Source organism: Natronincola ferrireducens (assembly GCF_900100845.1).
GTDB lineage: Bacteria > Bacillota > Clostridia > Peptostreptococcales > Natronincolaceae > Natronincola_B > Natronincola_B ferrireducens.
On the sequence record NZ_FNFP01000001.1, the window covers coordinates 1,090,760 to 1,109,642 of the forward strand.

Below are 18,883 nucleotides of genomic sequence, written 5' to 3' on the forward strand. Positions count from 1 at the left end.
CATAGTACCTTCATAGATATTTAACAGTATAAAGCTATGGATATTTCTTTTGTAATACATCCATAGCTTTATTAATTGTAGAAATCTATTTAATATTTTCTATCAGATTCTTTAAATTAAAGGTTTTTGTAATAAGCAGTAGAAAAACATATACCCCCCCTCCTACAAGAGAAGAAATTATTGTACTCAAACCATTGCTACTAGAAATATTGAAAAAGATTCTATAAGTATATATCATTGTAATGATCATTAATAACGAAGCAAACAAGGGTTTTAAGAGGGCTTGGGTTAGAGGTACCGTAATTTTGATATATCTCATTAAAGTAATAAGGTTTAAAGCAAAGATAATAAAGGTAGATAATATAAAACCAATAAAAAAGCCATAGATACCGTATTTAGGGTTAGGTATTAAAAAATAGGTACAATACAGCTGTACAATCATTCCTAAAAGATAATTTACTGTAGTAATAATCTGTTTTCCCATACCATGGAGTATTCCCGATAATATGTGTTGCATACAGAGAAAAATGGTGCCATAGCTGATGAGAGCAAGGTACTTCCCCACGTCCTCCTGATCATAGATTAGTTCAGCCAAATGATTACCAAAAACAACATAGACAATGGTGGTGGGGATAGCCATCAATAAAGTTATTCTAAGAGCTAAATTTGATTTATACTCTATATCCTGCCAATTGTTAACTGCCAATTGCTCTGAAATATTAGGTATAATGTTAATAACTAAAGCAGTGGTGACGGTAAAGGGTAAGTATAGAAGGGGCATTGCCATACCAGAGATTTTTCCAAAGGTTTCAATTGCAGCAATGGAAGAATATCCTGCTACCTGTAGTCTTTGGGGAATCAAAATGGCATTTACCGTTTGCATTATTACAGAAATCAGACGGCTTAAAGTAATAGGTACAGAAATAAACAAAACATGATTTAGAATTTCTAATGTGGAGTTACTATGAACATTTAAATAATGGGTTTTCTCCATGATTTTTTTAAAATTAAATCTAAGAACTAGGTAGAGCAAACTGAAAACTTCTCCAATAGAAATTCCTATAATAGCAATAGTAGCAGCTGCTATAGGATTGGAAGGCGCCTTATAATATAAATAGGACAAAACAAATACAATCCTGAAAATCTGCTCCAATACTTGGGAAGTAGCAGCAGGAGCCATCTCTTTTAGGCCATAGAAAAATCCTCTTAAAATACTAGAGAAGCTTATGATGCTAATAGCGGGAATTGTCCACAGAACAGGATAATATAGATTAGGATTTTTCAGTAAATTATTGACAATAAAATTAATTCTTAAAGAGACAGCAACTGAAAGACCGAGAGAAATCGATCCCCCTAAGACTAAAGAAAGCAACAATACCTTGTAGATACCCTCTCGATTATGAACAGATTTTTCCTTAGCAACTAATTTGGATACGGCGATAGGAATACCTGCTGTTGGTATAGTAATAACTACCATTAAAAAAGGAAAAACCATCTGATATAGGCCAATAGCTGCAGCTCCAATTGTTCGTGAGAGAAGTATTCTATATATAAAGCCTAAGGATCGAACAACAACATTGACCAATGCTAGTAAAATTGTGCCAAAAATAAAAGAGGACTTTTTCAAATAAACCACCTCTGTGATGAGTATTGATACTCAATAAATATTCTTATGCAGCATCTATTATTACAATAATTCAAGAGGATGTTTATAAGAGGCAACAAAAAAGATTAAATAGTCTACCACAAGATGTGAATAATACACTAGTATGGGTATATATATGTATATATAATGATAGATAGTAAAAATTTGGGGGTGTAAAATTTGATTGAAAAAATAGATGGGATTATGACAAAGGAAGAATTTCATGAAGTTGTAGAGAAAAAAATAAAAACCTCGTCAGAGACCTTTACCCTTGCAATGATAGATATTGATAACTTTGAAACGGTGAATAGCTATTATGGAGAAGTGATCGGGGACAAGGTAATACAGAAGATAGCTTCTGTACTAAAGCAAAATCTAAGAACCACAGATCTGCTGGGAAGATACAATAAAGATGAATTCCATGTATTATTTGGCAATACCAATGCAGAAACAGGCTTTATTATGATAGAGGAGATTAGACGATATTTCGATGAAAACACCTTTCAATTAGGGGAAAAAAATTATGATATTTCGATTAAATTCAGTGGGGGTGCAGCAAATTTTCCTAGAGATGCGAAAAATGCTGTGGAACTTTTTAGAGCTGCTGGCAGCGCCCTATTTAGGGCGAAAAGAGAAGGGAGGAATAGGGTTTGCTTAGCTGAAAGTGAAAATATGATTCTTAAGTCCAATTATTATACAAAAACTCAACTAGAGAGATTATCAGAGCTATCAAAAAAAACAGATAAAACAGAGGCTTTTTTATTAAGGGAAGCTCTAGATGATTTGTTTGAAAAACATAGTAAATAATACAACAAAAATTAGCAAGGAGGGCATGGATTCCATCCTACTGGCAAATAATAAAGCTATATCAACTATAATAGAGGAGGTAAAAAATGGAGTTGGTTTGTCCTATTTGTAATAGTTTAGCCAGTTATATTGTAAAATGTCCTTTTTGTACCAGTAAGATGGAATCCCAGGGGGCAATACAGGATTATTTTGATGATTACAGTCCTTATCTAGACAAGGAAATTACAGAAAAGTTGGATGGTGTCGCTTCAGAACAATGTCTTCATATCTTTTTTTGTCCACAATGCCAAAAAGATAAAAGAATAGGGATAGATAAAATTCTAATGTAAATGTGAAAAGGAAGATTATAGGTAATAAAGAATAGATTGAAATTGTCTTGATGAAATACTATAATGAATTATAACTATAAAAATTTTAATTTGGAACATTATTAAAGTCGTTGTTAACCATCCTGCTAACGCTGTATAAACTATAGGCCAAGTATTATATGGAATAATTTGGTCTACAATTCAGAGGGATTAAAATTCCTCTAGATCAACAAATTAAGTGATATTTAATTATATTAGATTTAAAGTTTGTTAGATATAAACTATTATAGTAGTATATATAGTTTAATAGTGTGGGTTAAAAAAGGGGGGAGTGCAATGGAATCAAACGATAAAATCATAAAAAAACTAAAGTATGTTCCAGAGATTAAAGGTGTTTTAAGAAGTAATTATATTGAATTGCCTAGTTGTATAGCAGAGGCCAGTGGCATAAAAATATTTGGAAAGAGGATTAAATCAATTTTATTTAGTACTGATGTTGCTATTATTAAAAACACCAATGCTGATGCTGTTATTGCTGTCTATCCTTTCACACCTCAGCTAGTAATTACACAAGCTCTTATGCTAGCTTCAGATGTACCTGTGTTTTGTGGGGTAGGGGGTGGATTAACCACTGGAAAACGATCTATCAATATAGCCCTTCATGCAGAATTTCAAGGTGCTATTGGGGTTGTTATGAATAAGCCAACACCTAACGAGCTTATTACAGAGTTAAAAAGTACTATTGATATTCCTGTGGTTATTACTGTTGTAACAGAGGATGAAGACATTGAAGGTAGACTTGCAGCAGGAGCAGACATTTTAAATGTTTCAGGGGCATCAAAAACCACAAATATCATTAAAAAAATCCGGGAAATAAGTAAGACTGTCCCTATTATAGCAACTGGTGGAAATAGCAGGGATTCAATACTAAGAACCATTGAAGCAGGAGCCAATGCTATTACCTATACACCACCATCAACAGGAGAGATATTTACCGAAGCCATGAAGAAATATAGAGGAGAATAGAGAAACAGCTAAGGCTTGCCTTAGCTGTTTCTCTATAAAACAGATACTTAATAGCTGTTTAAAATTCTATCAATGCTGTGGAAGTTAGGCTGTAGCTTTTGAAAGGTTGTCACGTATTTAAATCCTATGTTTTTTAGATGCTTTAAAGCATTTGGAAAATCAAAAGCCAGATGTTGAGGTTGATGGGAATCGGATCCTAGAGTGATAATTTCTCCCCCTAAATCATGGTATAACTTGACAATATCAATAGAAGGATGATAATCTCCTAGTTTGTATCGAAGACCAGAGGTATTTAATTCAATACCCTTACCCTTTTCAATAACCTTTTTTAAAATATTAACTGTAAAATCCTTATATTCTTCTAAAGGAAGGGCCATATCAAATCCACCATAACGCTTTATTATATCTAAGTGACCCAACACACTGTAATCAGTATAATTATCTACAACATAGCTTAATTCTTGAAAATAGACGGCATAGGCTGTTTTTTGTTCTTTATTATCAAAGAAATTTCCAAAAAATAAATCTTTTTTTTCTACAGAATGAATGGAGCCAAGAATAAAATCAAAGGAATAAGCTTTGACATCTTCCTTATATCTATCTAATATATGGGGTTGTAGGCCAAATTCAACACCCTTATGAATCGTGATTTTACCCTCATAAATCTTCTGCAATTCTTCAATAGAAGAAAAATACTCATAAAAGTCAAACTGAAAATCATTGTTGTTACCATCATAATCATAGTCAGTGTGATCTGTGAAACACAATTCCTTTACACCCTGTTTAATAGCAGCCTCTATAGCTTCCTTCATCTTCATGGATGAATCGGGAGAAAAATTACTGTGAACATGAAAATCATACATAAAATTGCCTCCTAAACCAATATTTACGTCTTTATCATCCTCTATTTTATCCTTAGGCAGTGATGAAGTCAAAAGATATTTATAGCTTTTCTCTTCATATCCTCTGTACCTCCGCTACCTTCCCTTTTTAAAATATCAGCAAATTGACTATGGAATTTTTAGGTCTGTTTTAAATAAGGAAATTCATCATAAACAGATATTCCATTGAGATTTGTCATAGCTATTTCATCCTTTCCTATAATCATGCTATATTGTATCAATTACCACCTATAGTTTGGCGAAATTTCAGTATTATTATAAGGAATAGACTGTAAACTTAGGAGAAAAAAATCACTAAAAAAGAAAGAATTTGCAAGATTAAAACAGAAACAATCAAAAATGACTTTTAAATAAAATATATTGCATATAATAACAATACATATAAAAAATTTAAAAGGGGAAAAATTTATAAAAAAATGATGAATATACTGATTTTATCGGAATACAATAAGAAAAAGCTAGTAATTATAAAATTATAACAAATAAAAAAAGAAATAAAAACTGAAACACTAGACAATAATTTTTAACAAAAAGAAATTTAAAAAAATTAGAAATTCAATTGACAGAAAAAAGATGCAATGCTATAATGAAATAACAAAACAAAACACGGAAGGGAGAAGGATAATGTGAAAAAAAATAATGTGTGTAAAGAAACAACAAAGGAATATAATAAATGTGGGATATATACTTGCATCCACTGTGTTTTGGGGAATTGTATGCTAGAACAGTGCGAAATCTTCGAGGAACGACTTGTGCAAGAACACTAAAATAAATTTCATATATAAATTACCGTTACTTGGAATTAAATATAAGGTGAAGTATTTTTTACTTCACCTTTCATTATGTTTAAAATTCATAATTTTAAAATCATTACAAAGACTCCTTGATTTTTTGATGTTGAAGCTGATACAAATGATAATAAAGACCTTTTTTCTGTAAGAGTTGCTGATGATTACCATGCTCATAAATTCGTCCCTTATGTAGTACGATAATTTTATTACAGCTTTGAACAGTAGATAGTCTATGGGCAATGGCAATAGTAGTTTTATTCTTAATTATCTTTTCGATTGTAGCTTGGATAAGTTTTTCTGTTTCTGTATCGATGTTGGAGGTAGCTTCATCTAATATTAAAACCTTTGGATCATACATAAGGGCCCTAGCAAAGGATAACAGCTGACGTTGTCCAGTAGAAAGATTGTTGCCCTTTTCTACAATAGGTTCATTATACTTATTGGGAAGCTTTTCAATAAATCTATGGGCGTTAACATATTCTGCCGCTGATTTAATGGCTTCATCAGAAAAGTTATTGTTGTTCAATACAATATTTTCTTTAATTGTGCCAGCAAACAAGAATACATCCTGCATGAGAATGCCAATATTTTTCCGTAGATCCTTCAAGGGAATCAATTGAATATTGACACCATCCATTAATATTTCTCCTTTTTGGACATCATAAAATCTACCCATAAGATGAATAATTGATGATTTCCCCGCTCCTGTCGGACCCACAAAGGCAATAGATTCACCAGGGTTAATTTTAAAACTAATATCCTTTAAAACCCAATCCTCCTCTTTATAGGCAAACCAAACATTTTTAAATTCAATTTCTCCTTTAAAGCAATGATTTTCCATAGGATTTTCAGCATTTTGAATGCTAGGCTCCTCATCTAATAAAGCAAAAATTCTTTCGGAGGAGGCCATAGCAGATTGAAGAACATTATATTTTTCTGTCAAATCCTGAATAGGCTGAAAAAATTGTTTAATATAGTTAATAAAAGCAAAAAGGATACCGAACTCTATTTTACCCTGTAGAACCTTTCCCCCTCCATACCAAAGTATAACAGCGATGCCTAAGGAGCGAATAATTTCCATGGTAGGTCTAAAAACAGCATAAATAAGATTTTGTTTTTTATGGGCATACAAAAGCTCTTGATTATTTCTATCAAATTCTTCAAATTGTTGACTTTCTCTATTGAAGATGTGAATAGTTTTCATACCATTAAAGTTAGCATTTAAAAGGGCGTTGATTGTACCTAATTTTGCCCTCACTTCTCTATAAATAGCCCTTACTCTTGAACGAAAAAAAGTTGCTGTAAGGAGAACGATAGGAATCAAGGCAAAACATAAAAGGGCCAGCTGTAGATGCATTTTCACCATAATAATCATAATTCCCACCAATAGAAAAATATCTTTAAAGAGATTAACCAGAACACCTGTATACATTTCGTGGAGGGTTTCTGTATCGTTGGTAACTCTTGTCACTAATCTCCCTACTGGATTGTGGTCGAAAAAACCAAGAGACATTTTTTGCAAATGCTCAAACAATTGTTGACGAATTTCAAAAACAATTTTGTTACTGGTATAATTTAATAGATATATTTGAAGAAAATTTAAAAAGAAGCCTAAGAGAATCAAAAGAAAATAGAAAAAACTGAGGTTGCGAAGACCACTTATTGCTTCTCTACTATAAACCTCCATATAATCATCTATGGCCAGTTTAATGATATAGGGACGGGCTATATCGATACCAGCTATTAGGGTTAGTAAAAATATGGATAGGAGGATAAATAGCCAATAGGGTTTGGCATATTTCAAAAGTCTAGCCATTAGCTTTTTATCGTAGGATTTACCTACATTTTCTTCGTTAAAGCGATGAAAACCTCTCATCTTAAAATCACCTGTCCTTTAGTTCTTAAGAATTACTTCTTCCAAAAGCTGTTTTTGATAAAAATCATAATATAATCCTTTTTTCGTCAAGAGGGATTCATGATCACCTATCTCTATAATTTTTCCTTCCTCTAAAACAATAACTTTATCACAATGTTTTAAAGTAGAGACACGATGGGCAATTATGATAGTAGTTTTATTTTTCATTTCAGTCCTAAGGGCCTGCAGTATTCTTTCCTCGGTGTCGGTATCTACTGCTGAAAAGGAGTCATCAAAAATAAAAATTGATGGATTTTTTATTAAAGCTCTTGCAATAGCAAGTCTTTGTCGTTGACCTCCAGATAGGGTAATACCCTTTTCTCCCACCATTGTTTCATATTGTTTAGGAAATTCCATAATATCCTGGTGAAGACCTGCTACCTTAGCTACTCTTTGGAGGTTTTCTATGTCGTAGGAATCTGCACCAAACCCTATGTTTTCTGTAATGGTGGTGGAGAATAAAAAGCTATCTTGATCAATGAATCCAATGTTTTTTCTTAAAGATGCCAGTTTAATGTTAGTAATAGGATTGTTATCTATGGATATACTGCCTTCCTTCACATCATAAAGTCTAACCAAAAGATTAGCGATAGTTGTTTTTCCACTACCGGTTTTACCTATAATCCCCAGACTAGAGCCAGCAGGAATTTTTAAGGAAAACTCTTCTAAAATATTTTCAGAACTATTGGAATAACCAAAGGTGACCCTATCAAAAACAATAGAGCCCTTTACTTTTTCTAGGTTTTTAGCGTCATGGAAGTCTTGGATTTCTGAGGATTCCTTTAGAATACTATTAATTCTATCTATAGAAGCTCTGCCCCGCTGCATAATATTAATTACCCAACCGATAGAAGAAATAGAAGACACTAGTAATGCTAAATAAGTAGTGAAGGCAACAAAATCCCCTAAAGTAATTATTTCTTCAATCACCAATATTCCCCCGTACCAAATAGCAATAGTAAAGCTTAGAGATGATAAGAACTGTAAAAGAGGATGAAAAATCCCGAATGTTTTAGCTAAATCTAAATTTCTTTGCAGGAGAAGGAGATTTTTTTCTTTGAAGGCATTTATTTCAGCCTCCTCTTGAACAAAGGCCTTTATAACCCTTATACCCGACAGATTTTCCTGGGTTTTATCAGTAACAGCAGCAAAGGCCTCTTGAACAGCTTTAAACCTTTTATGTATAATTTTACCGAATTTTGTCATGAATACTACTAATAAAGGCATAGGGAGGAGGGCCAATACTGTTAGTCTATAATCTGTTGTTCGGAGCATCATAACCATCACCGCTATATTTAGGAAAATAGCATCTGTTAAGGCAACAATTCCTGGACCTAAGGCCATCCTTACAGCATGGATATCATTGGTAAGATGAGCCATCAAGTCCCCGGTTTTATGTCTCTGATAATAACTGGAAGATAAAGTAAGGAGATGAGAAAAAAGCTTGTTTCTTAGTTGGTATTCTAAATTTCTTGAAGCGCCAATAATAAACATACGCCATAAAAATCGAAAAAAACCAATGGTGACTCCTATTAACAGAACATACAAGGCATAAAGAGCCAGTTGACGTTGGGTCAATAGATTTGTCTCTAGACGATTGGTAATACCTCTTAAGATTTCTGGAATAAAAAGCTGTAAAATATCTACTAACAATAACCACAAAACACCTAAAATATAAAACCATTTATTTTTAAGAAAAAAAGGCTTTAGGATTTTAAAACTAATCATGGGGTTCACCTCTATTAACAATAGCCTGTATAAATTCATTTCATTTTATACTAAATTTTGACATTATTCAAGATAGAATAGGATGAGAATAATAATTATAAGGGAGGCAATAATGATTATAAAAGCCCTCGGGAGGTAAAGGATGGATAGAGAAATAGAGGAAAAGAAAAAGGTTTTAAAGGTAAAAAAATTAGGGGAGTGTATAGGCTGTTATAGCTGTATGCTAGTCTGTGCAACTATGGTACATAAAAATTTTTCTTTAGCCAAGAGCGCTATAGCTGTAAGAACCAGTGGGGGATATCAAGGGAGAATGGTAGTGAACATATGTAGAGGATGTAGTTCTCCTGAGTGTGTTGAGGCATGTGATTTTCAAGCTTTATTACCTAGAGATGGGGGAGGGGTAAAATACAAGAGAGAAAACTGCACAGGCTGTAAAGCGTGTATTAATACTTGTGTTGTCCAAGCTATTACCTTTGATCAGGAGGAGGAAAAAGTTATTATATGTCTACAGTGTGGACAGTGTGTGGCTAGTTGTCCCCATGATGTCATAGAGATGGGGGTGCTACAATGATAAAAAAATCCATGAGGATTTTAAGCATAGATTTAAGTAAAAAATATAGCAGGATAGAGGAAAGGGAGGACTTGACCTCTTATATTGGTGGTGTTGCCCTAGCTACTCAGCTTTTAAAGGAAAATATCTTGTACAATCAATCTCCTCTAGTAGAAATGCAGCCCATCATATTTACAAAAGGACCATTAAATACTATCTTTCCTGCAGTTACTAAAGTATGCAGTATGTTTAAATCTCCTTTAACGGGAGAATTAGGAGAAAGCTATGCTGGGTTAAGAATGGCATTAGCGATGGGGATGGCAGGTGTAGATGGGATTATCATTGTAGGGAAAGCTGAAGTGCCTGTATATATTCAAATAGAAGGGGAAAAGGTGAGAATTAGGGATGCAAAGCCTTTATGGCATCTGAACACCGATGAAACAACAAGACTTCTACATGATCAACAAGGCCATAGGGGACTTAGATCCATACTGACTATTGGAGAAGGGGGTATAAATCAAATTAAGTTTGCTAATGTTACAGTGGATACCTATAGACATTTTGGCCGATTAGGTCTGGGATGCTTAATGGGTAGTAAAAATCTAAAGGCTGTTGTTATAGAAGGAAAAAACAATCAACCTATCTCCTGCTTAAAGGAATATAAGAATATTTATAGAGAAATCTATAAAAAAGTAACAGAAACGGATATTATGGAGAAATATCACGGTCTAGGAACCTCCATTAATCTTCAAGCATTAAACGATATGAAGGCTTTACCTGCCTATAACTTTCGGAAAAGCTATGCTGAAGAAGCAGGAAATATCAGTGGAGAGAATTTTGCTGACAAACGGTTAATTAAAAAGCTGGCCTGTAGCGGTTGTCCTATAGGGTGTATTCATATCGCTCTTTTAAGAAAAAAATTTGATGATACCCATGAATATGAGGCTACTACTTTATCCTATGACCATGAACTTATTTATAGTTTAGGAGCTATGATAGGGGTTTGGTCCTTAGATGGTGTTTTAGAATTAATAGAAACAGTAGAGTTGTTGGGTTTAGATGCCATGTCTACAGGAGTCTTGCTGGCTTGGATAACAGAGGCCTTTGAAAAAGCCATTGTTTCCCCAGAAGAAACAATAGAAATTCCTAAATTCGGAGATGTAGAAAGCTACAAGAAAATTATTCGGCATATTGTTAAGAAATCTAATAGCTTTTACGAAAGCGTGGCGGAAGGGACTCATTTTGCCTCTTTAAAATATGGAGGTGGGGATTTTGCCATGGTGTTAGGGAAAAATGAAGTAGCAGGATACCATACCGGTTATGGTAATATTATTGGACAAGCGGTGGGAGCAAGACATTCCCATTTAGATAATGCAGGCTATGCTATAGATCAAGAAAACAAAGAAGTAACTCATAGAGATATGGTGAAGAAGTTAATTAAAGAAGAAATGGATAGAAATCTATTAAATAGCCTTGTAATTTGTTTGTTTGCTAGAAAAGTTTATGACGATAATACAGTTATAAGAGCATTAAAAAGCTTAGGCTATCATATGGATGAAACTATATTACAAAAAATCGGAAGGGAAACCTTCGTAGAAAAAATGAGGTTAAAAGAAAAGATGGGTTTTGATTTAAAAGAAATTTCTTTTCCCAACAGATTTTTTGAAACCCCCAGCTCTAATGTAAAGCTGGAAAGAAACGAAGCTGAAAGAATTTTAGATGTTTATATAGAAGAAGTGAAAAAATTACTTTCCCATACATAATTGGGTTTTTAATTTGTAAGACTATGAATATAAGGAGGTGTTACTAAATGAATTTAGAAACAAGAGACATGATTGTTAAGAAGCTATTAGATGCACAGGAGATGGTAAGGGACTATGAAATGTTTTCCAAGCACACTAATGACAAGGAAGTAGCTGAAGCCTTCAAAAATCTTGCAGAAGAAAGTGGGGTACAGGCCCAAGCCCTACAAAGATTGGCAGATAAATATAGAAGGGACTAAAAATAGGCACGAGTTACGTGCCTCATTTATTTTTTTGTATCCTTTTTACTTCTAAACTCCATATACCCTATTATGCTTTCCATAACTTCATCCTTGAATAAATTTTGTAGCAAATCTAAAACAATGGTATAATAAAATTGTATGGAAACATTTTAAGGATTGGTGATGAAGGAATGAAAAAATTTCAAGAAATAGTATTAAACAAAGAATCATCCACTCAACATTTATATATCCAACTTTATAAAGCTTTAAAGGACCTTATGGTTGAGGGAAGGTTAAGAAAAGGTGATAGATTACCACCTATTCGAAAGTTTGCCAATCTACTAGAGGTAAATAATGTTACGGTTGTTACTGCTTATAGAATATTAGAGGAAGAGGGATTAGTCTATAAAAAAATCGGAAGTGGAACCTATGTAGCTGTAGATCTGTGGAGTAATCGAAAATTCCAAAGATATTCCAATGAAGATAGGGAGGAAGGATTAACAGAAGCTCCTTTAATAGATCAAGGACATATACAAATTGAAGAAGATATGATTAATTTTGCCAGTGCCACACCCTCCACCGATTTATTTCCTGTAGATGATTTTAAACAAGTATTAAATGAAGTGCTAGATCGTGATAAGGGACTGGCTTTTGGTTATCAAGAAAGTCAAGGTTACTATCCTTTAAGATGTGCCCTTAATGAATATATAGACAACTATAATATACATGCTGAAGTAGATAACATTCAGATTATCTCCGGAGCACAGCAGGGAATTGATATTATTGCAAAGGGACTTTTAAACTATGGAGACTATGTTATGATAGAAAGTCCATCCTATACAGGGGCAATGGCAGTATTTCAATCTAGAGGAGCTAAAATTATCGATATTCCTTTGGAGGAAGATGGATTAAATCTACTGGATTTAGAAAAGAAAATAGCTACTTATCAGCCTAAATTTTTATATATTATGCCAAACTTTCAAAATCCAACAGGAATTTCTTATAGCTTAGCAAAAAAGAAAAAAATTATAGAAATTGCTGAAAAGCATAACCTATTAATTGTTGAAGATGATTATTTAAGTGATTTAAATTTTTATGCTAGTAATAATGCAACCCTTAAGAGCTTAGACCATAAAGATTTGGTAATTTATATAAAGAGTTTCTCAAAAATTTTCATGCCGGGATTAAGGTTAGGATTTTTAGTTGTTCCACAATCTCTTTACAGTGAATTATTATTAGCCAAGCATGCTACAGATATTTCCACCTCTGGTCTACTACAGAGGGCGTTGGAATTATATTTAAAAAAAGGAATTTGGCAGCAACATATTAAGTATATGGAGATGCAATACAGAGAGCGGTTTGAAAAAATGATACAATCCATCCAAGCATATATGCCAAGAGAGGTGGAATGTAATTTACCAAAAGGCGGTGTAAATTTTTGGCTTCGTCTTCCTAATGGATTATCCTCTAAAAAGCTCTATGAAGCTGCTGTAAAGGAAAATATTGTATTTGCTCCAGGACATCTATTTTTCTTAAATAATAGAGATACAGACTGTTTTCGACTCAGTATTGCTGCTGTAAATCCTAAAGAAATTCATAATGGAATAAAGAAATTGGGGGGCTTGATTGATTTCTTGATTCAGGATAAAGGTATCTATAGTAAAAAAGCCGATGAATATAAACCTATATTATAGATTCGTGACTAAAGATATCTTTTTATCAGGTATATCTATAGAAGGTGGTATTAGAGAGGGGATACTATGGAAAAAATTCAAATTATATGCAATCCTAATGCAGGAAGACAGATATTGCAGAAAAGTCTTCCTAAACTGATAAATACATTACAAAACCAGAAAAATATTAGGGTTGATATAAACTATACCACAAAAGCATTAGATGCAAAAAATATGGCAATAGAAGGTTGTCATCAAGAGTACGATCTTATTATTACTGTTGGTGGTGATGGAACCGTTAATGAAGTGGTAAATGGTATAATGGTCAGTGATAGAAAGCCTAAGCTTGCTATCTATCCAGCGGGAACAGTAAATGATTTTGGAAACTACTTAAAAATTCCTAAGTCAGTGGAGAATTTTAGCACAATGATTTTAAAGGGGAATACCACGAAGGTAGATGTAGGTTTAGCTAGAGAGAGATATTTTTTGAATGTAGCAGCTGCAGGATTATTGCCAGAGGTGGCCCATAGAGTTTCTTCTGAAGCCAAAACGGTATTAGGAAAATTTGCCTATTATATTGAAGGAATTAAAGAATTCTCTAAGCTTAGGTTTAAACCCATGAAAATAACTTTAAAACATAATGGTCGGGAGGAAGAAAAAGAAATATTATTTTTTATATTAGCCAACAGTCCTTCTGTAGGAGGCTTTAAATACGTTGCACCTCAAGCAAAAATAAATGATGGACATTTAGACCTACTGATTGTGGAGAACAATCAGTTAATGGATGTAGCAGGAATATTTCTTAAGGCCCTAATGGGGAATCATACAAATCATCCTGGACTGCAGTATATACAGGTTCAAGAATTTACGATTCATACAGAGGGTATTGTAGATCTAGACTTAGATGGAGAGCTGGGGGGCCGACTCCCTGCTAATTTTTCTGTAAAAAAACATGGTATTGAAGTGATCATTCCTTAATAACCCATAAGGATAGTACCATCATAATGGGATAAAAAAAAGGTTGAGGGTTCCTCAACCTTTAAGCTGTTTTGATTTATCCTTGTTAGGCCCATCGGTACTGGTGGGCTTCTGTTGAGTCATGGTACATTTGCCTTCAAAGAAGGCATCTTCATCAATAATAAAGGACTTTACCATAACGTCTCCTAAAATTTTACCAGTGGAAGAAATACGCAATTGTTCGGAGGCGGTGACGTTGCCTTCTATCCTTCCGGCGATAACAATATTTGTGGCATAGATATTTCCCATTATATTGCCACCCTCACCTATGTAAGCATCCCCTTGAACATTTACTTCCCCTTGAATACTACCGTCAATTCTTATGGCTCCTTCCACCTTTAATGTTCCTTCGAAGCATGTGTTTTTACCAATAAGGGTACTAAACCCATCTTGGCTTACATTTTCTACGGATTGTTTTTTATTAAACATAAATTCCCTCCTCAATAGCCTTGTATTTAATCCTCTAATAAATCTTTAGGGTCTATAGGATTTCCATGTAGGCGAATTTCAAAATGAACATGGGGTCCTGTGCTTCTTCCTGTACTCCCCATTTTTGCAATAACATCCCCCTTATTAACCCTCTGACCCACCTCCACTAAATTTTCCCGATTGTGGGCATAAACCGTTGTATAGCCATTACCATGGGCAATAATAATCATTCTTCCATAGCTACCGTTGTAGCCAGAATAGGTAACCACACCACTACCAGCAGCTACAATATTGGTATTGGTTTGATTGGCAATATCAATACCACGATGGAATTCCCGTCTTCTATTAATAGGAGAAATTCGATAACCAAAGGGAGATGTGATACGACCAGCAGCAGGTATTAAATTTGGTAGAGCATCTAGGTAATCCAGCTGTTTTTCAACATCTACGATTAATTTACTCATTGTTTCTTTTTGCTCTTCTATGAGGGCTTCTAAATAAGTCATGCTTGTCTCGTAATCATCCATTGATAAAGGCAAGGTTTGTAAGGAGCGGGTAGCCATAAAAAAAGATTCTTCATTATTTATAAGAGTTCCTTTGTTATCTAAACCCACCATATCCAACACATGGATTTTCAAATCATTTAATCCCAATAATTGATTCTCTATTTCTGCAGATCTAAGGGTAAGGGCTGTAATCTCCTCGGCTTGTCTTTTGTTTTCCCCTTGAAGTAAAGATAGACTGTCCTCAGCTGTATGGAGCTGAAGTGTTGTATGATGAAGAGTTCCTGAAGTCACAACTGTACTGACAATAGATAGGGTAAAGCTTATTAAAAGAAATATAGGAATCCAAGAAGGGATGGTAAACTCAACAATTTTGCCAGTTGAATTAGGAATAATCATGAAAGTTAATCTTTTTTTCTTGGGTTTAGCTAAATGTCTAAGTTTCTCCATAACTATCCTCCTTTATTAACCCGTAACAGTATTTGTTAAAGTATTCCATAAAACCATAACTAAATTACTATTCTACAATTTTTCTAAAAATCCTTTTTAAAAACAAAATATTAACTATTCAAAAAATTCATTTTATCATAGGTGCTTTTGTTGAAAAATAGCTTCAATAAAAGTAATGATATAATAATTGACTGGAGTATAAACAACCTTAAATCTCGTAGGCGTTAACTTAAACTAACTATTTCTAAAAACTCTCTCAATTTGTCATCAACTCAGCATAGGGAAGGATAAGTTTGCACCTAAACTAAACTGGGATAAAAATATTTAAGTGTATTGCCTTTGGGAATAATTCTTGGAATCTGTTTTGCTCCCCTCAGGATAATAGATTATAGAAACATATAGAAGTATTTAAAAAAGAAGAAATCTAGAAGAAGATTGAATTCACTACTATGGAAATAGAATAATATTACCTCCAAATTCAAATAATAACATTGATTCTATTTAATTACTTAGGAGGTATAGGAATGAAGAGAAAAATTGCCGTAGAAGACGGTTTAGCAGATGTAAAAAGCTATTTACAAGAAAAAGGTTATCAAGTAGAAGGATTAGATAACAGAAATTTAAATAATTACGATGCCATCATTATAACGGGACAGGACAGCAATGTTTTAGGAATGGAAAATGCAGTGACAAAATCCCCTATTATTTCCGCCCATGGACAATCAGCAGAAGAAGTCTATCAACAACTGCAAAACAGAATGAAATAGTAAAATAAAACCCTGTAGGCCATAGGAGCTACAGGGTTTTATTTGAATGTCATAATTAAATAAATACTATCATTTATAGAAGTGTCTACATCACAATTTAATCTAAATGAGCACCTACATTTACCTGTCCTTAAAGACGAAGAAAGTGTAATCAAAGATTTATTATCAATGTTAAATTCAGAGTTAAGTAAAGGTGGAATTATTAAATTTCATACAAACTTTAATTAATAAACACATAAAAATATCAAATGTTAAGAAGTAAATTATATATACTGACTATGTTTAAAATTAGTATCTAGTTCACAAATGGGATGTAAATCTAAAGATTCAGGATAAAGGTCTAGGATCTCTAATGCTAACTGAATATGAAGACGATCATAATAATCATTAAGATCATAATTTAAAAGCTGACAGATACGCTTTAAACGTTGGGTAAGGGTATTTCCATGAATAAAAAGTGTATCCTTTGTATAGGTCCAGTTTCCATTGCTTCTAATATAAATTCTGAGTGTATTAAGAAGGTCACGGTGACTTTTTTTACTACCCAGTAAGGGATCTAGGGTTTCAATTAAAAAAGATTTAAGTTCTTCCTCACTGCCATGTAGAAGTATTCGCTTGATTTTACTATCTTCATAAAATCCCCATTGATAGTGTTTATTAACCTCACACAATCGGTGTAGAACCCTCTGATTATTAGAATATATTGTTCCAAAACTGCTGCTACCTATAAAAGATTCGCTAACAATTGCTGCCATCCTTACGTCCAAAATTCTAGATGTTGTATTGATCTCTTTATGTTGAAACAATTCTTCTAATAGTACTTGAATATCATGACGGGTTAATGAATGTTCTGGAATAATCACAAAAATAGTCCTCAGCTTGTTTGTAACAAAGTAATTGTTGGACTTTTTAGCAATAGCTCTTGAAATGTATTGATTGCAATAAGAAACTATTTTATTAATTTTGTGGGGAAGCTTAGAATTATTTTGTATAGGAGACTTATCATAAAAATCAATCAATATGAGACGATGAGGCATAGAAAAATTAATACGATATTCATTGGAATATCTATCAATTGTTTCAGGACTCTGGTTGGTAATGAGAGTATCTATGAAGTCGCCTCTATATTTTTCTTCTAAAGCATATAATTGACGTTGCTTTAAGATTTCTAAAGCTAATATAGTTATTCCTCGATCAATGGTAATTTCATCTTCAACAGAATAACTTTCATTTTTTTGAATGATAACGAGCCAGCCTAAATTTTCTTTTTCAACCAAAACTGGCTGAACTCTAAATGCAAGAGTATCTATCATTACTTGGCGGATTGAAGTGTTGGCGAGATGCTTTTTTATGATTGTATAGACTTCGTGAATTTGATTCTCATCTAAAAATCTTTGGAGGGATTGTTCAATAATATTGCCATAACTGTCAATATAAATAATATCTGAAGATATCAAATCTGAAAGCTCAGAAATCAAGTCGTGAATTGATGCACCATTTAAGACCATTTTAGTAAATCTGTTGTGTAGCTGTGTTGTATAGCGATATTTATTGCGTTCTGCCTCGACAATCTTGCTATAAGCATTTAGAGATTTATTATTTTTTTCAGTTAGCTCAAAATTTCTAGCATTTTCAATAGACAAAGCAGCTTGAATAGATATTATTTCTAGTATCTCAACATCCATTTTTGTAAAATCAGTATTATTTGTAAAGTTATCAACCACAAGAACACCGATACACTCATCTTTTATGTTAATAGGACAAGCAATAGCTCCTTTAATAGTACTGAGTTTTTTTCCCAAAAACTCATCAGCTGTTTTGCCTAGCTGTTTGTAAAAGGAGATGGAACGCATTTGTTCCTTAACATTTTTCACCCCATTAACGGCTATAGTTTTGTTTTCTGAAAAAGCTTTTCCAGTAATAGATTCTCCAGGACGTATGACAATACTATAGGCAGTGGCATCAAATCCATAAGAACTTTTAACTTCTAAATATTTTGTTTCCTTATTATAGATAAAAATTAAGCCCGTATCTGCATTGTCGATAAGTTCAATAGACTTTACTAGTAAAGTCCTTAAGACTTCTTCAGATTTCATGGAAGAGTTAAGATATCTTACAGCGTCGACAAGAGCCTTATATTTTTCTGCTTTATCTCTAAAATTAGTCATTATAATAACCTCCAACAAAAATGGTTGTATAAAACAATTTATTTTTAAAAACTATGTTGTTAACAATATACCATATTGATTATTGATTGTATATAATAAATATTAAGACTATATACACATATGTCTTTAGATTTACAATGCTCTAGAGCTAATAGTAATAAGCTAAGAAAAATAATATTAGAATCTTACCATAAACCTAAAGATATGTGTTTATGGAGAG

At 33.1% G+C, this 18,883-nt stretch carries 16 protein-coding genes; 9 read left to right on the top strand and 7 right to left on the bottom strand.

Translation table 11 applies throughout. The annotated features are described in order from the left end of the window. Positions 1 to 85: 85 nt before the first annotated feature. A complete protein-coding gene (spoVB, locus tag BLS22_RS05020) occupies positions 86 to 1,636 on the bottom strand; it encodes a stage V sporulation protein B (RefSeq protein WP_244269460.1) in 1,551 nt (516 codons plus the stop codon). A 189-nt stretch (positions 1,637 to 1,825) separates the two neighbouring features. Here spoVB and BLS22_RS05025 point away from each other — a divergent pair, with 189 nt between their 5' ends. The 3 genes from BLS22_RS05025 to BLS22_RS05035 all read left to right on the top strand — a co-directional run bounded on the left by BLS22_RS05025 (position 1,826) and on the right by BLS22_RS05035 (position 3,786). Continuing rightward, positions 1,826 to 2,452 carry a diguanylate cyclase gene (locus tag BLS22_RS05025; protein ID WP_090551197.1) on the top strand — a complete coding sequence of 209 codons (627 nt, stop codon included), beginning with the start codon at positions 1,826 to 1,828 and terminating at the stop codon, positions 2,450 to 2,452. Between the two features lie 86 nt (positions 2,453 to 2,538). Then, on the top strand, positions 2,539 to 2,781 hold the full coding sequence (locus BLS22_RS05030) for a hypothetical protein (RefSeq protein WP_090551199.1): 243 nt from the start codon (positions 2,539 to 2,541) through the stop codon (positions 2,779 to 2,781). Positions 2,782 to 3,096: 315 nt separating this feature from the next. Continuing rightward, on the top strand, positions 3,097 to 3,786 hold the full coding sequence (locus tag BLS22_RS05035; protein ID WP_090551202.1) for a hydrolase: 690 nt from the start codon (positions 3,097 to 3,099) through the stop codon (positions 3,784 to 3,786). Positions 3,787 to 3,833: 47 nt separating this feature from the next. Here the strand turns inward: BLS22_RS05035 and BLS22_RS05040 are convergent, their stop codons facing one another. From BLS22_RS05040 to BLS22_RS05050, 3 genes are all read right to left on the bottom strand, one after another. Next, on the bottom strand, positions 3,834 to 4,649 hold the full coding sequence (locus BLS22_RS05040) for a histidinol-phosphatase HisJ family protein (protein ID WP_090551206.1): 816 nt from the start codon (positions 4,647 to 4,649) through the stop codon (positions 3,834 to 3,836). Between the two features lie 909 nt (positions 4,650 to 5,558). After that, entirely contained in the window at positions 5,559 to 7,355 is a 1,797-nt protein-coding gene (locus BLS22_RS05045; RefSeq protein WP_090551210.1) for an ABC transporter ATP-binding protein, read from the bottom strand. An 18-nt stretch (positions 7,356 to 7,373) separates the two neighbouring features. Further along, positions 7,374 to 9,122: an ABC transporter ATP-binding protein gene (locus tag BLS22_RS05050; RefSeq protein ID WP_090551213.1), complete on the bottom strand. Its 1,749-nt coding sequence runs from the start codon at positions 9,120 to 9,122 to the stop codon at positions 7,374 to 7,376. Between the two features lie 142 nt (positions 9,123 to 9,264). Here BLS22_RS05050 and BLS22_RS05055 point away from each other — a divergent pair, with 142 nt between their 5' ends. The 5 genes from BLS22_RS05055 to BLS22_RS05075 all read left to right on the top strand — a co-directional run bounded on the left by BLS22_RS05055 (position 9,265) and on the right by BLS22_RS05075 (position 14,307). After that, positions 9,265 to 9,693, top strand: a complete 429-nt coding sequence (locus BLS22_RS05055; RefSeq protein WP_090551217.1) for a 4Fe-4S dicluster domain-containing protein — start codon at positions 9,265 to 9,267, stop codon at positions 9,691 to 9,693. Continuing rightward, positions 9,690 to 11,435: an aldehyde ferredoxin oxidoreductase N-terminal domain-containing protein gene (locus BLS22_RS05060; RefSeq protein ID WP_090551219.1), complete on the top strand. Its 1,746-nt coding sequence runs from the start codon at positions 9,690 to 9,692 to the stop codon at positions 11,433 to 11,435. Before BLS22_RS05055 ends, BLS22_RS05060 begins: the two co-directional genes overlap by 4 nt. 47 nt (positions 11,436 to 11,482) lie before the next feature. After that, positions 11,483 to 11,674 carry a hypothetical protein gene (locus BLS22_RS05065; protein WP_090551222.1) on the top strand — a complete coding sequence of 64 codons (192 nt, stop codon included), beginning with the start codon at positions 11,483 to 11,485 and terminating at the stop codon, positions 11,672 to 11,674. A 173-nt stretch (positions 11,675 to 11,847) separates the two neighbouring features. Next, a complete protein-coding gene (gene pdxR / locus BLS22_RS05070) occupies positions 11,848 to 13,350 on the top strand; it encodes a MocR-like pyridoxine biosynthesis transcription factor PdxR (protein ID WP_090551643.1) in 1,503 nt (500 codons plus the stop codon). Positions 13,351 to 13,416: 66 nt separating this feature from the next. Beyond that, positions 13,417 to 14,307 carry a diacylglycerol/lipid kinase family protein gene (locus BLS22_RS05075; protein WP_090551224.1) on the top strand — a complete coding sequence of 297 codons (891 nt, stop codon included), beginning with the start codon at positions 13,417 to 13,419 and terminating at the stop codon, positions 14,305 to 14,307. A gap of 54 nt (positions 14,308 to 14,361) precedes the next feature. On the opposite strand, the gene BLS22_RS05080 is transcribed toward BLS22_RS05075, so the two are convergent. After that, positions 14,362 to 14,775 carry a bactofilin family protein gene (locus BLS22_RS05080; RefSeq protein WP_090551227.1) on the bottom strand — a complete coding sequence of 138 codons (414 nt, stop codon included), beginning with the start codon at positions 14,773 to 14,775 and terminating at the stop codon, positions 14,362 to 14,364. 26 nt (positions 14,776 to 14,801) lie between these two features. After that, complete coding sequence (locus tag BLS22_RS15485) at positions 14,802 to 15,728, bottom strand: M23 family metallopeptidase (protein WP_090551230.1); 927 nt, start codon at positions 15,726 to 15,728, stop codon at positions 14,802 to 14,804. A gap of 524 nt (positions 15,729 to 16,252) precedes the next feature. Here BLS22_RS15485 and BLS22_RS05090 point away from each other — a divergent pair. Further along, positions 16,253 to 16,495: a YkuS family protein gene (locus tag BLS22_RS05090; RefSeq protein WP_090551233.1), complete on the top strand. Its 243-nt coding sequence runs from the start codon at positions 16,253 to 16,255 to the stop codon at positions 16,493 to 16,495. A 263-nt stretch (positions 16,496 to 16,758) separates the two neighbouring features. On the opposite strand, the gene BLS22_RS05095 is transcribed toward BLS22_RS05090, so the two are convergent. Beyond that, positions 16,759 to 18,663 carry a helix-turn-helix domain-containing protein gene (locus tag BLS22_RS05095; protein WP_090551238.1) on the bottom strand — a complete coding sequence of 635 codons (1,905 nt, stop codon included), beginning with the start codon at positions 18,661 to 18,663 and terminating at the stop codon, positions 16,759 to 16,761. Positions 18,664 to 18,883 lie beyond the last annotated feature (220 nt).